At 41.8% G+C, this 14,871-nt stretch carries 11 protein-coding genes and 2 pseudogenes; 4 read left to right on the plus strand and 9 right to left on the minus strand.

Annotated elements, in window-relative coordinates:
* Positions 1-64: 64 nt before the first annotated feature.
* The 7 genes and pseudogenes from OKC24_RS06955 to OKC24_RS06985 all read right to left on the minus strand — a co-directional run.
* Positions 65-769, minus strand: a complete 705-nt coding sequence (locus tag OKC24_RS06955; RefSeq protein ID WP_265464902.1) for a response regulator — start codon at positions 767-769, stop codon at positions 65-67.
* Positions 770-780: 11 nt separating this feature from the next.
* Complete coding sequence (locus tag OKC24_RS06960) at positions 781-3,429, minus strand: ATP-binding protein (RefSeq protein ID WP_130146535.1); 2,649 nt, start codon at positions 3,427-3,429, stop codon at positions 781-783.
* Positions 3,430-3,441: 12 nt separating this feature from the next.
* Complete coding sequence (gene kdpC, locus OKC24_RS06965) at positions 3,442-4,077, minus strand: potassium-transporting ATPase subunit KdpC (protein ID WP_130146537.1); 636 nt, start codon at positions 4,075-4,077, stop codon at positions 3,442-3,444.
* Between the two features lie 9 nt (positions 4,078-4,086).
* Positions 4,087-6,099 carry a potassium-transporting ATPase subunit KdpB gene (kdpB, locus tag OKC24_RS06970; RefSeq protein ID WP_265464903.1) on the minus strand — a complete coding sequence of 671 codons (2,013 nt, stop codon included), beginning with the start codon at positions 6,097-6,099 and terminating at the stop codon, positions 4,087-4,089.
* A gap of 16 nt (positions 6,100-6,115) precedes the next feature.
* The gene (gene kdpA / locus OKC24_RS06975; protein ID WP_265464904.1) at positions 6,116-7,813 is read right to left on the minus strand and encodes a potassium-transporting ATPase subunit KdpA; all 1,698 of its coding nucleotides are present in this window, start codon (positions 7,811-7,813) and stop codon (positions 6,116-6,118) included.
* Positions 7,814-7,990: 177 nt separating this feature from the next.
* Positions 7,991-8,177, minus strand: a pseudogene (locus OKC24_RS06980) (undecaprenyl-diphosphate phosphatase); the annotation flags it as partial.
* Positions 8,167-8,307: pseudogene (locus OKC24_RS06985) on the minus strand (IS3 family transposase); the annotation flags it as partial. The pseudogenes OKC24_RS06985 and OKC24_RS06980, both read right to left, overlap by 11 nt.
* A gap of 314 nt (positions 8,308-8,621) precedes the next feature.
* On the opposite strand from OKC24_RS06985, the gene OKC24_RS06990 reads away from it, so the two are divergent.
* Both OKC24_RS06990 and OKC24_RS06995 read left to right on the plus strand, forming a co-directional pair.
* Positions 8,622-9,881 (plus strand): OmpP1/FadL family transporter, encoded by a 1,260-nt coding sequence (locus tag OKC24_RS06990; protein ID WP_265464905.1) that lies wholly within the window; start codon positions 8,622-8,624, stop codon positions 9,879-9,881.
* Between the two features lie 309 nt (positions 9,882-10,190).
* Positions 10,191-11,345: an OmpP1/FadL family transporter gene (locus OKC24_RS06995; RefSeq protein WP_130146545.1), complete on the plus strand. Its 1,155-nt coding sequence runs from the start codon at positions 10,191-10,193 to the stop codon at positions 11,343-11,345.
* Positions 11,346-11,429: 84 nt separating this feature from the next.
* Here the strand turns inward: OKC24_RS06995 and thrH are convergent, their stop codons facing one another.
* On the minus strand, positions 11,430-12,047 hold the full coding sequence (gene thrH / locus OKC24_RS07000; RefSeq protein WP_005011640.1) for a bifunctional phosphoserine phosphatase/homoserine phosphotransferase ThrH: 618 nt from the start codon (positions 12,045-12,047) through the stop codon (positions 11,430-11,432).
* Positions 12,048-12,243: 196 nt separating this feature from the next.
* On the opposite strand from thrH, the gene OKC24_RS07005 reads away from it, so the two are divergent.
* Complete coding sequence (locus OKC24_RS07005) at positions 12,244-12,978, plus strand: phosphoadenylyl-sulfate reductase (protein ID WP_131276369.1); 735 nt, start codon at positions 12,244-12,246, stop codon at positions 12,976-12,978.
* Positions 12,979-13,144: 166 nt separating this feature from the next.
* A complete protein-coding gene (locus OKC24_RS07010; protein ID WP_265464906.1) occupies positions 13,145-14,524 on the plus strand; it encodes a WS/DGAT/MGAT family O-acyltransferase in 1,380 nt (459 codons plus the stop codon).
* Between the two features lie 101 nt (positions 14,525-14,625).
* Here the strand turns inward: OKC24_RS07010 and OKC24_RS07015 are convergent, their stop codons facing one another.
* Entirely contained in the window at positions 14,626-14,799 is a 174-nt protein-coding gene (locus tag OKC24_RS07015) for a PA1571 family protein (protein WP_086211437.1), read from the minus strand.
* Positions 14,800-14,871: the final 72 nt, after the last annotated feature.

A 14,871-nucleotide genomic window follows, 5' to 3' on the forward strand; every position in this document is an offset into this window, starting at 1 on the left:
TGGGATTTCATTGCATCAATCCCACACTATTTTTAAGTCCCATATGCTCTATTGAAATTAATCGCTAGGATTCACCCAAAAAACGCAACCCCACGCCTGCAATGGTAAAAATATATTTTGGAGTGACCGCAGAATCTCCAATTTTGGTGCGGAGTTTTTTCACCAAGATTCTAAGATAATGCGTATCTTCTTCATGGCTAATGCCCCATAACTCAGTCATAATTTGTTTTTGTGTGACAATCTTGCCTTGATGGCGAATCAATAGTGCTAATAGTTGAAATTCTTTTTTGGTGAGGACAATTTCTTCCTGGGCAAACGTCACCACATGCTCAGCCACATCCACAGATAATTGACCATCATCAAATACAATGTTCTGTTCAGACTGTTGTGGTTTATTGCGAAACATCACTCGAATACGAGCGCATAATTCCTGAATGCTAAATGGTTTGGTCACATAATCATTCGCGCCTGCATCGAGCAATTTAATTTTTTGATTTTCATCAGGACGGGCAGATAACACAATCACAGGAATATCTGACCACTGGCGTAATTCCTGTAAAACCTCCATCCCATCCATATCAGGCAAACCCAAATCTAAAATCAGTAAATCCGCACCTCGTGTTGCCAAAATTTCTAAGCCTTTCATGCCATTTTCAGCAACATGCACCTGATAACCTTGCGCACGTAAAGCAATGTCTAAAAATTTTCGAATTTGAGGTTCATCATCAATAATTAAAATTGATGCATTCGGATAAATTGTTTGTGGCATAAATAATAATTTTAATCCTGATGTAACGGTAATCGTATGCGAATTAAAGTACCTTGACCACCTGTTCCAGCAAAAGCTTCAATACTGCCCATATGTGCGCCAATAATGGCTTTGACAATCGCCAGCCCTAAACCTGTTCCGGTTTTACCGCGATCGCCGCGCTGCATGGTATAAAACATATCAAAGATTTGCTCGCGTTCATGTTCAGGAATGCCGATCCCTTGATCGATAATGTCAATTTGCAGAAACTGTTCCTCTTGCTGAATCTTCACTTCAATCGGAACATTCTCTGGTGAGAACTTGGCGGCATTTTCTAAGACATTAAAAATGGCTTGTTCAATCAAAGCAGGATGCACATACAATTGCGGAAGTTCTTCCGCCAAAGCAACCTCGATTTTCACCTCAGGCTGATAGCGTTTCAGTCGTTGCGTCGCAGAACCGATCAGTTCCTCGACACCAATCCAGTCGCGACTTAAAGTCAAACCCTGATGACCTAATCGAGTCATATCCAACAGATTCTGAATATAACGATCCAGTCGTTCCCCTTCAATGTGAATGGTGTCTAATAATTCATGCCGATCGCTTTCAGGCATTTGTTCACCATAATATTTAAGCGTATCTGCTGAACCAATCATCGCGGCTAAGGGTGAACGTAAATCATGCGATACCGAAGAAAGCAAAGCTGAACGCAACTTTTCCGTTTCAGCCACCACACGAGAGTTTTCCAACTGTAAAGACAGTTGAACCCGAGCAACAGTTTGCGCAATATCCTCAATCATCAACTCAGTTAAACGTTGCAATTCAAAACTGATGGTCTGAGCATTTTGATGAAAGCGAATTGCAATCACCCCATATTCTTTCACTAAATTCAGTGGAATAAACCACCATTCAGAATTGGTCAGTGTGTTGGTAAAGCGTCCACAGGGTTTCGCATTCTTCTGCGTCCAATCTGCGGCAATTTGATCTTTTTCATTTAAGACGGATGGATCACCTAAAGACTGATTTTCAACTTTTAACCAAACCGTGGCATTTAATGAAGTTTCCAAATGTTGTTTGGCGACATTTAACACCTGTTCAATATCTACACAGGTCGATAGCTTGCGCTCTAATTCCTGTAATTGTAACGAGACTGAATTTGCAGCACGCAGGCTAAGCACCTGAGCGCGTAATTGGTTGGCTAAACGCCCAACCAGTAAGGCTGAGACAATAAACGTAATGATGGTAATCACGCCTCGTTCAGCACTAATCATAAAGGTAAATCGAGGTTCGATAAAAAAATAGTTGTAGAGTAGAAAACAGATGAATACGCTGATAATCGTGATCAACATGCGGGCGCGTATCGCAACCAGTAATACGGTCACAATAAAAATTAAGGCTAAATCACTATATCCAATAAAATGATCACTGATTGCTGCCACAATCAGTCCTAGCAACACAATGATAATACTTTCAAACACTTCACGTTGATTAAATGCCAATCCTTGTTCTAGCCAAGATGAATGAGCCACATCTGTCTGCAAACGCTTTTCATTATTTTTGGCTTTCAAAGGCTGAACAAAGGTGATTTCAAAAGGATGCTGTTTCTCTAACAGTTGATCGGCAATATGATCTGAAAATAGGCGTTGCCATAGCGATTTTTGAGGGCTTTTACCGAGCAAAATATTAGATGCACCATAATCATAAGCCGCCTGTAAAATGGTCGATGCAATATGATTGCTATACAGCAAATAGGTATCTGCACCGAGCTTACGCGCTAGATTAAAGGCTTTAGTCACTGCAAAGGCTTGGGTCGTTTCAACCTTACTTTTTTGAATTGAAATAACGCTCCACGTTGCATTGCGCCTTTCCGCAATCCGATGGGCACGGCGTACCAAATCTTCTGAAAACTCAGAACCATCTATCGCCAACATCACATGATTTTGAATCGGAATAATCTGCCCTTGCGCAACAAATTTTTCTCGATAATCAATATCGACCTGCCCTGCAACAGTTTGAATTGCCAGATCACGTAATGCTGTCAAATTTGCAGCTTTAAAAAAACCTTGTAATGCATGGGAGGCAACATCGGCGAAATAAATCTTGCCATGATTCATCCGTTCTAATAATTCAGGAACAGGTAAATCAACCAGTCGAATATCTTTCAAACGTTTAAGTAGTGCATCGGGGACAGTTTCAGTTACCCGAATCCCCGTAATTTGAAAAACCACATCATTGAGGCTTTCCAAATGCTGAATATTTAAGGTGCTATAGACATCAATGCCTGCATCCAACAACTCATTGACATCTTGCCAACGATATTCATGCCGACTATTGGGTACATTGCGATGGGCAAGTTCATCAACAAGCACAATTTGAGGCTTTAATTTAAGAATTTGGTCGAGATCCATCTCGTCTAACATTCGCCCCTGATATTCCACAGACTTCCTTGGAATCACATTCAGCCCTTGAATCAAAGCTTCGGTGTCAGATCGACCGTGAGTTTCCACCACGCCGACCATCACATGCTGCCCTTGTTGCGTCAATTCATGCGCTCGGGTCAGCATGGCATAGGTTTTCCCTACCCCTGGTGCTGCACCTAAGAAAATGGTCAAACGTCCAGATTGTTCACGTTGACTATGTGCCAACCATGCATCTGCTTTGTTATTACGGTCGATCTGCATAATTACGCTCTATCAACGAGGTGTAGATGACAATTGATCTAAGGCTAAATTTAACTGCAACACATTCACTCGCGCTTGCCCATAGACGCCGAATTGTGCAGGCTGAATTTGTTGTTGTACCAAATCACGCACTTGCTGCTCAGGTAAATGGCGTTGCTGTGCCACGCGTTTCACCTGTAATAAAGCACTTTCAGGTGAAATATCTGGGTCGATTCCGCTTCCTGATGCCGTCGCCATCTCATTCGGCACGTGTTGCTCAGTAATATGATTATTCTGGGCAAATTGCACTGTTCGCTCTTTAATTTGTTTGTGTAAATCAGGATTAGAGATTGCCAAATTACTGCCTGCCATGCCATCGACATTGTAACTTACCGCACTTGGTCGTCCATGGAAATATTGTTCACTAACAAAGTTTTGTCCGACCAAACTTGACCCCACTACTTTACCATTCAGTTCAATGACACTGCCGTTGGCTTGCTCTGGAAAAATCAACTGTGCAATGGAGACACTTGCTGTAGCGTACAACACCCCGGCAATCAAGAAACCAACTGCAACTAAACCAAGACTCGGACGTAGGACTGAATGTCCTTGACTAGATAATGCTAAGTCCTGCTGATTCAATTGCTCATGCTTCAATAAAGTATTCATATCTCACTCCTAAATCCACAAGGACACAACAAGATCAATCAGCTTGATCACAATAAACGGAAAGATCACCCCACCTACACCGTAAATCAGCATATTACGGCGTAACAATTGCAGCGCACTGGCAGGTTTGAATTGAACGCCTTTGAGTGCCAATGGAATCAACATTGGAATAATCAAGGCATTAAAGATCAAAGCGGAAATCACCGCACTGCTCGGGCTACTCAATTGCAAAATATTCAGCACCCCAAGTTGTGGAATCGCCACGGCAAACAATGCAGGTAAAATCACAAAGTACTTGGATACATCATTTGCCAAAGAAAAAGTGGTTAAAGCCCCACGGGTAATCAATTGCTGCTTGCCAATTTCGACCACATCTAGCAATTTGGTTGGATCGGAATCCAAATCCACCATATTGCCTGCTTCTTTGGCTGCTTGCGTACCCGAATTCATGGCTAAGCCAATATCTGCCTGCGCCAAAGCTGGTGCATCATTAGTGCCATCACCCACCATTGCGACCAATTTTCCTGCTGCTTGCTCATTACGAATGCACGCCAATTTGTCCTCAGGTCTCGCTTCTGCAATATAGTCATCCACGCCTGCTTCGGCTGCAATTGCTGCCGCAGTCAATGGATTGTCGCCTGTGACCATAATGGTTTTGATGCCCATCTCACGTAGCAGCGCAAAGCGTTCTTTAATGCCTTGTTTGATCACATCAGACAGTTCAATCACGCCTAAAATACTGTGATTTGAAGCCACCACCAATGGTGTTGCACCTTTAGAAGCCACTTGCTCTACACGAGTTTTAAGCTCGATGTTGTCTTTGATTTCTTGATGAGTAAAGTTAAGAATGGCATCGACAGCACCTTTACGAATCGTTTGTCCAGTTGCTAGATTTACTCCTGAAAGACGAGTTGAGGCACTAAATTGAATGAACTCAGCATCTTTTGGCTCTTGGATACTTTCACCTAACTCTTTCCCAAGACTCACCACCGATTTACCTTCAGGCGTTGGATCGGCAAAAGAAGTGAGCATTGCTGCTTGACGCAACTCAGTGGATGTCACGCCTGCCAATGGATAAAAAGCGGTGGCTTGGCGATCTCCATAGGTGATCGTGCCTGTTTTATCCAAGAGCAACACATCAATATCACCCGCAACTTCAACCGCTTTCCCTGATTTTGCTAAGACATTGGCTTTTAAAGCACGGTTCATCCCCGCAATACCGATTGCAGGCAGCAAGCCGCCAATCGTAGTTGGAATCAAACACACCAATAGGGCAATCAGCAAGACCATACTGATTTTGATCCCAACCATTGATCCAATAACAGGTAAGGTTGCCACCACCACAATAAAAGTGATAGTCATGATATTGAGTAAAATACTCAGTGCTATCTCATTCGGGGTTTTCTGACGATTAGCACCTTCCACCAAGGCAATCATGCGGTCTAAAAAACTATGCCCTGCCTCATTACTGACTCGAATAATAATTTCATCGGACAAGACCTTAGTTCCACCAATCACACCTGAACGATCGGTATTGGCTTCACGCAGTACGGGTGCAGACTCACCTGTAACCGCTGATTCATTGATGGTCGCAAAACCCTGAATAATTTCACCATCTGCAGGAACAATTTCACCTGCTTTGACAACGACAAGATCATCTTTTTTAAGGAGATTGGCAGAAATCACTGTCGGTACGGCATTTAAATCGAGAATACGATTTGCAGTTAAATTTTCACGCGCCTGACGTAAAGATGCAGCTTGTCCACGTCCCTTTGCTTCTGCAACCGCCTCGGCATAATTGGCGAATAAGACCGTGACCAATAAAATCAAGCTTAGGACTAAACCAAAACCTAAGCTGGTATTTCCCATCAAAGTGGCAACAAGGGTTAAAACTGTTCCCACCCACACACATGCCATCACTGGATTTTTAAACGCGTGTTGAGGGAGCAATTTATGGAAAGTTTGCTGAATAATTTCTTTATTTAAGATATCCATCTGTTGTGTCGCATTTGAATGTTTCATTGTTATCGCTCCACACTTAAACTTTTATCGATAAATAATCAGCAATTGGTCCAATCACCAACACGGGCATGAATTGCAACAAGGTCAGAATCAGCACGATTCCGATCAAGGTCAACGCAAAGGTTGGAGATTCAATCTGTAAAGAACCCTTGCTTTCGGCTGCTTGCGGTTTGGTTGCCAAACTGACTGCAATTAAGACTGGAATGATCAGCACGCTATAACGCCCTGCCAATAACGCCACACTGGCACTCAGGTTCCACCATAAAGTGTTATCGCCTAAGCCTTCAAAACCTGAACCATTGTTTGCATAGGCAGAGACATACTCATAAAACACTTGGCTAATGCCGTGGAACGCTGGATTTGAATTCCCTGTAATCGATGGAAATGCAATAGCAATCGCAGTCAAGCCAAGAATCACCACAGGCTGTAAGAGAATCACCAGTGCCAATAACTTAATTTCAGTCACTTCAACTTTTCGCCCAAATAATTCAGGGGTACGCCCTGTCATCAAACCTGCGATAAATACTGCCAGAAACAGATAAATAAAGAACTGTAATAGCCCACAACCAATCCCGCCCCAAATGGCATTGATCAGCATATTGCACAGTTCAACCAAGCCTGTGAGTGGTGAGGCGGAATCATGCATCATATTGACCGAACCATTATTCACTTGCGTGGTCAAACTTCCCCATAATGCAGATGCATCCGCACCGAAACGCATTTCTTTCCCTTCCATCAACGCTGTGTTTGAAATTAACGAAGACTTTTCAGCCCACAGGGTCAATAGCGTTGAAGAAAGTGACATCAGCAACATGCTGCCAAAAATCATCCACATCAGTTTTTTACGTTGAATAAAACGCCCAACCATAAACACCGCAGAAAGTGGAATCAGTAAAATCGCAATCATCTCAATCACATTGGACAGTGGTGTTGGATTTTCTAAAGGCACACTACTGTTTGGGCCATACCAACCACCACCGTTACTGCCCAGTTGTTTAATCGCCACCATCGGTGCAACTGGGCCGAGTGGAATATGTTGAGTTTTGACTTCTGTGCTTTGCTCTAAAACTTGCGCTGTTGGCCCCGCAAATAAGGTTGCTGGCACACCTTGAAAAGTGAGCAGTAAAGAAAAAATAAACCCCAAAGGAATGAAAAATCGAAATAGTGGTCGAATGATATCCATCCAATAATTACCCAGATTAATGCGATTCCATTTGTTTTGATCTAGGTCTTGTTGTTGAGCTGATTGTAAAAATAATGCTCTTAACATAGCGACTAATAAGGCAAGTCCCATAATTGGCGACAAATATTGCAGACCTACAATCACTGTCATTTGTGATAAATAAGACAGTTGGGCCTGTCCTGAATAATGCTGTTGATTGGTATTGGTCAGGAATGAAATAGTGGTATGTAAAGCCAAATCCCAATTCATATTCGGGATATGATCAGGATTCAATGGTAGCCATGCCTGTGTCATTAAAATAGTGACACTCGCTCCAAGCAATAGAACATTACTCAGCACAAAAGCGCCCAGATATTGCCGCCAGTTCATACCGACCTGCTTCACATTGAGAACGGCGTAGATCGGTTGTTCAATCCATTTAAAAAAATGGTCACTTTTCATTGGCTTGGCTTGCATCACATCCGCAAGATAAGCACCAAGCGGATAAGCCAGCAGCAATGAAAAGACAAATACAGAAATAAATTCCCACATAGCAAATGCCATTTAAAATAGGTCAGCGTAAGTATGGAAATTGAGGGCGTAAATTCTCTATATTCAAAAATGCGGATAGCGTAAATTTTGCGTAAATTCTGAAAGAAAAAGTTTATTTTTTCATCCAAAGAAAAAAGCAGCTGAATCGCTGCTTTTGTTTTTAGAATCATGCGTTTTTTACGATACAAGCATAGTGACAATCCCAAGTATGATCCTGTACCAAGCAAACACTCTTAAGGTAGGTTTTTTCAACAAATCGAACCCGCGCTTTTACCATAAACAAAGCTAAAATAAATGCAGCAATACAGCAGAATATGATGCTCCCTAAGTTATCTTGAGTCAGAACACTGATCCTAGACAGTATCGCGGACAACATTTCCCTCTAAATTCTTAAAATCTTTCTGCTCAAAAGCTTCAGGACTTAGCCAGCCATTTGCAGAATGCCTTCTGATCCAATTGCCATAACGCTCAACAGAATCAAAAATGACAGCATTGATTAAGATTAAAATTCACATATTTTTGTTTTTTTTATAACTCGCTAGTTCTCATTTAAATTTATTTTTTCCAATTTAAAAACAGATAGTTATAAAATCACACCTTAAATAATTAGTGTAATTACTCCAAACAGACGCATTTTTATTCTGATTTTTTTATCTAGAGCATTTACTCTTATTTTTTTTGTGCTATTTTTGTCACATGGAGTAACAATTCAGGGCATTGGAAGCCAAAGATTTATCCATACCCAATGCCCCTGTAACTCAAATAAAAATGCAGTAACTTCAATTTGTACACCAAGGAAAGATGAAGAATGAAATTAAAAAAGCTAACGACAGCATTAATTCTTGCAACATTACCAGCCACTGGCGTATTTGCAGCAGCGCTAGATCGTTCTGGTCAATCCATTGCTGCATTTTTACAGCCTGGCAACTATTTTGAAGCAGGCATTTCAGTTTTAGATCCAACTGTTGAAGGTAAAGCAAAAGCAAATTATGGTGGTGGCAATCTATCAGATATGGGCGATGATTATTATTTCCCTAGTGCCGCGTTAAAACTACAGCCAACTGAGCACTTTTCATTCGGTTTGATTTACGATCAGCCATTTGGTGCAGATGCAACTTATTCAGCACAAGATCCATTAGTAGGAGCAGGTACTGGTTTATTTCATTTGAATGGTGAATCAACAGAAGTTGCCGTAAAAACACAAAATTTGTCATTCATTCTAGGTTTCCAACCTATCGAAAGTATTAATATTTATGGTGGTGCTGTATATCAAACTGTGGAAGGTGATGTACATCTGCGTGGGGCAGCTTATGGTGCAGCAGATGGCCTTGGTAAATACAATGCAAGCATGAAAGAAGATTCAGCTGTGGGCTGGTTAGCTGGTTTTGCTTACCAAATTCCAGAAATTGCATTAAAAGCATCTGTTACATACCGTTCTGAAATTGATCATGAAGCAAGTACTCGTGAATCTGGTCAAAGTAATATTCTAGGAGTTGCTCTACCGGGTTCACCTGCAGCATTACCAACCTATGATGTTCAAACAAATACCAAAATAACAACACCACAATCTGTAAATTTAGACTTACAGACAGGCATCATGGCTAATACAGTCGCATTTGCAAACTTACGATGGGTGAACTGGAAAAACTTTTCAATCCGCCCAGAACAATTTGGAAAAGTTGCAGAGAAATTAGGCGCCGCAGGTAAAACTCCTGACAACCCAAATGGCTTTGATTTAGTTGCCTATACAGATGACCAGATTTCTGCAACTGTGGGTGTTGGCCGTAAACTTAGCGAAAAATGGGCTGGTAATGTCTCTGTAGGCTGGGACTCAGGTGCTGGTAACCCTGTTACAACTTTAGGTCCAACCGAAGGTTACTGGAATGTAGGTTTAGGTGTGCAATTTAGCCCTGCTCCAAATTACTTTATTGCAGGCGGTGTTAAATACTTCTGGCTAGGTGATGCAGCAGCACAACCAGCATCTATGTTTAATACAGCAAATGCTATTGCAGAATTTGAAGATAACCATGCTTTGGCATATGGCTTAAAAATCGGTTATAAATTCTAATTAATTAAAATCGTAAGAAGACCCTAGTTTGCTAGGGTTTTCTTCTCATTTCTTCACAGCGAATCAATTGCTTTAAAAATACCCATTTAAAAATTTTGATAATGAAATATAACAATTAAAATAAATACTCTATTTTCCTATTAAAAATCATTTAGATAGATTACTCCAAATAGACTTTTTACTCTATACAACTACTTTTTTTGCATTCCCGCGTTCATTTCTAGAGCACTCCTGAGTATTTACTCATTTTTATATTATGTTACTTTCCCTGCATTGATCGATTACTAAAAGTTACAAACAGGGAAAACTATGCAGCTCAGCCAGTTATCTAAAGCGATTCTCATCAGCTTATTGCCAGCCACTTCTGTTTTTGCAGCAGGATTAGACCGCTCTGGTCAGTCTATTTCAGCATTCCTTCAACCTGGAAATTATGCTGAGGCAGGTTTTACTGTCCTTGACCCGACAGTAGAAGGTAAAGACATCGCTGGCAATAAAGTAAGTGATATGGGCGATGATTACTACTTTCCATCTGCTGCAATCAAAGTGCAGGCAGCTGATAAAATTTCATTAGGTTTAATTTATGATCAGCCTTATGGCGCCGATGCAACTTATGTAACCGAAAACAGTATTTTTGCAGAAAAGTCAAAAAACCAAGGAACACATGTAGAAGTTAGAACTAATAACATCACGGCATTAATTGGCTACCAGCCAAATGAAAATTGGAATTTTTATGCAGGCCCTGTTTACCAAACAGTTAAAGGCCAAGTGTCACTGCGCGGTCAAGCCTACGGCGGCCCAGCTAAGCTAGGCGGCTATGACATTAACCTTAAAGAAGATGATGCATTCGGCTGGATTGCAGGCGCAGCATACTCTATTCCTGAAATTGCATTGAAAGCCGCCGTCACTTACCGTTCTGAAATCAAACATGAATTAGAGTCATCTGAAACATTCGGTTTTGGTTCTGTCATTTATCCAAATAGCCAGACGGAAGTTGTTACGCCTCAATCTGTCAATTTAGACCTACAGTCAGGTATCGCAAAAAACACTTTGGCTTTTGCTAATATCCGTTGGGTACATTGGGATCAATTTGCTGTAAAACCTGCATATTTAGCAGCAGCGACATTAGCCAAAGGCCAAGCGCAAAATCTGATCGACTACTCTGATGACCAATGGTCTATTAACACAGGTATTTCCCGCAAGTTTAATGACAAATGGGCCGGGACTGCTTCAGTCGGTTATGATTCTGGCGCAGGCAACCCTGTAACTACACTTGGCCCAACAGAAGGCTTTTGGAGTGTAGGCTTAGGCGGTCAATACAGCCCTGCTGAAAGCTATTTCATCGCCGCTGGTGTCAAATACCTGTGGTTAGGTGATGCTAAAGCACAAACAGGCGGAAATGTCGTTGGCAGCTTTGAAGACAACAGTGCAATCGCTTACGGCATGAAAATCGGTTACCGTTTCTAATTGATATTGCTTAAATTAGAATACAAAAAAGGGCGCCAACGGCGCCCTTCTCTTTTTCAGCAATAAAATGTCTGCAGGGTTAAATCAAGCAGGAATATTGCGCACAGATGATTTACGGATTGCTTCTTTCAGTGCTTCATAGCCATGAATCGGCGGGAACTGCGGAAATTCTGCAATGACATTTTCAGGCGCATCAAACAAGAAGCCATGATCAGCCTCGCCCAGCATGGTTGTATCATTATAAGAATCACCGGCAGCGATAACGCGGAAGTTTAAGCCATGCAATGCTTTTACTGCTTGACGCTTTTGATCCGGCTGACGCAGCTTATAATCGGTAATCATGCCGTTTTCATCTGTTTCTAATTTATGGCAAAAAATCGTTGGCCAATCTAGCTGCTTCATTAACGGATGCGCAAATTCATAGAATGTGTCAGAAAGAATAATCAGCTGGAAATGCGTGCTCACCCATTTTACAAATTCTTTCGCGCCTTCAAATGGCCCCATATCTGCAATAACCGCTTGAATATCATTTAAGCCTAAGCCATGCTCTTTTAAAATATTCAAACGCTGAGTCATCAGCACATCGTAGTCTGGAATATCACGTGTAGTTGCTTCCAACTCTTTAATTCCAGTTTTTTTAGCAAAATTAATCCAGATTTCCGGAACTAAAACACCTTCTAAATCAAGACATACGATTTCCATGGACTCTCCCAATCTCAGTGAAAAAATTTGCACTATCATAGCTTAAGAAATAGCTTTTGCCTTGTTCTTTTTTAAATCTATTTTTTTCATAAGTATCTATTTTTTAGTGATAAGTCGTATTTATCAATTCTATTAAAATAGTTGTGAAATAAATTAATATAGGCTTAATGTTTCCAAGCCTATCGCCAGGACAATCATGACAACAATCCCAACGATCGATATTGTAGATGCACTTGCAGCTGAATATGCAGATAAATCTCCAAACGAAATTATTGAACTTGCACTGAGCCAAGAAGGCGAAATTGCCATTTCATTTTCAGGCGCAGAAGATGTGGTTCTTATTGATATGGCCTCGCATTTAGGCAAGCCTTTTCGTGTTTTCAGCCTAGATACAGGCCGCCTGCATGCCGAAACTTATCAATTCATTGATGCAGTGCGTAAACACTATAATATTGATATTGAGATTTGCTTCCCTGAAACTGAAGCGATTCAGCAATTAGTGACTGAAAAAGGCTTCTTCAGCTTTTATCAGGATGACCATAAAGAATGCTGCGGCATCCGTAAAGTTCAGCCTCTGCGTAAAAAACTGGCGACTTTAGATGGCTGGATTACCGGCCAGCGTAAAGATCAGAGCCCAGGCACCCGCAATGAGATTCCGGTCGTGCAAGCTGACCCAGGTTTTTCAGGCCCAGGCAAGCAGCTGATTAAATATAATCCTTTAGCCAACTGGTCTAGCGCCGATGTCTGGAACTATATCCGCCTGATGGAAATTCCTTATAATCCACTGCATGAACGCGGCTTTATTTCCATCGGCTGTGAACCATGCACCCGGCCTGTATTGCCAAATCAGCATGAACGCGAAGGCCGCTGGTGGTGGGAAGACGCCACACATAAAGAATGCGGTTTACACGCTGGAAACTTAAAGAAATAATCAAGCCTAAACCATTGCCTGAGCAGTGGTTTTTTTCAACGTATTGATACATATAAAGCAGTTTTATTCTGATGGAAAACAGCTATAATTTCAGAGTAATTTATAATTCTAACAAGGCAGCTCATATAGGAGCGTCCCTAGACATTGCAGTGAGGCAATCCACGCTATGCGTCCATTACATCCGATTGATTTTATATTTCTCACTTTAGAAAAGCGTCAGCAGCCGATGCATGTTGGCGGACTATTTTTATTTACGATTCCAGATAATGCGCCATCCAGTTTTATTCAAGATCTGGTTACAGATATCCGAAATTCTAAATCAATTCCAATCCCGCCCTTCAATAACCGCTTAAATGGCTTTTTTTGGGATGAAGATGAAGAGTTCGATTTAGATCACCATTTCCGCCACATTGCCCTGCCGCACCCGGGCCGCATTCGTGAGCTTTTGACTTATATATCGCAAGAGCACAGTACGCTGATTGACCGCGCTAAGCCGCTGTGGACTTGCCATATTATTGAAGGCATTGAAGGCAACCGTTTTGGCATGTATTTTAAAATCCACCATGCCATGGTCGACGGCATTGCAGGCATGCGCTTAGTGGAAAAATCGCTTTCAGATGACCCGAATGCGAAACGCATTGTTCCGCCCTGGTGTGTCGAAGGCCCGCGCGCTAAACGTTTAAAAGCACCCAAAGTCAGCCGTATCAAGGGCTTAATGGATGGACTAAAAGGCCAGCTGGAATCGACACCGCGTGTGATCTATGAACTGTCTCAGACTGTCATGAAAGACATGGGGCGCAATCCTGATTATGTCTCCAGCTTTCAGGCGCCGAGTTCCATTCTGAATCAGCGTGTCAGTTCGTCGCGCCGTTTCGCTGCTCAATCCTTTGAGTTTGCAAGATTAGCGCATATTGCCAAAGAATTGGGCGTGACCATTAATGATATTGTTTTGGCCATTTGTTCAGGCGCATTGCGTGAATATCTCATCAGCCAAAATGCACTGCCGAAAAAACCTTTGATTGCCATGGTTCCCGCGTCTGTGCGTACGGATGATTCAGATCTGTCCAACCGCATTACCATGATTCTGGCAAACTTAGGCACTCACAAAGAGGATCCGCTTGAGCGCCTTAAAATTGTGCGCCGCAGCGTACTGAATGCCAAAGAACGTTTTAAGCGTATGAATGCCAATCAGATTTTAAATTACAGCGCTTTTGTTTATGGCGCTGCCGGCTTAAATATCGCTTCCGGCTTAATACCAAAACGCCAGGCATTCAATTTGGTGATTTCTAATGTGCCGGGACCGCGTGAACCTTTATACTGGAATGGCGCGCGACTGGATGCGCTCTACCCTGCCTCTATTGTTTTAGACGGTCAAGCGCTGAACATTACCATGACCAGCTACTTGGACAAATTGGAAGTGGGCCTCACAGCATGCCGCAATGCATTGCCGAAAATGCAAAACCTGCTGACACATTTGGAAGAAGAAATTCAGAGATTTGAAGAAATCGTGAATAAAAACAACCCAAAGCTTCAGGCGGTCAGCTGACCGCAGCCCCGCTGGAATAAATTGCCAATTAGGTTTGGCAGAATATTGTCATTAATATTTCAAAAAATTGATTAAAAAAAAAGGGGCTTTTAAATTGCCCCTTAATTTTTAATATTTCGGCATTGTTTTAATAATTGATGGCATGCTGTGCGGATCATCGATGCAGTGATTTGCACTTCATTGCCGCGCTCATCTACGATATAAGCTGAATGCATTGTTTTAGCGTCCAGCATGTGCTTTAAACCTGTACTCATTACTGCTTTACTTACACCCATATCACACCTCACATTGCTAAACCTGTTCAAAAAAGGTTTTGGCTATTCGATGTGTTAAGTATAAAAAATACA

This window comes from Acinetobacter entericus (assembly GCF_026168575.1).
GTDB classification, from domain to species: domain Bacteria; phylum Pseudomonadota; class Gammaproteobacteria; order Pseudomonadales; family Moraxellaceae; genus Acinetobacter; species Acinetobacter bouvetii.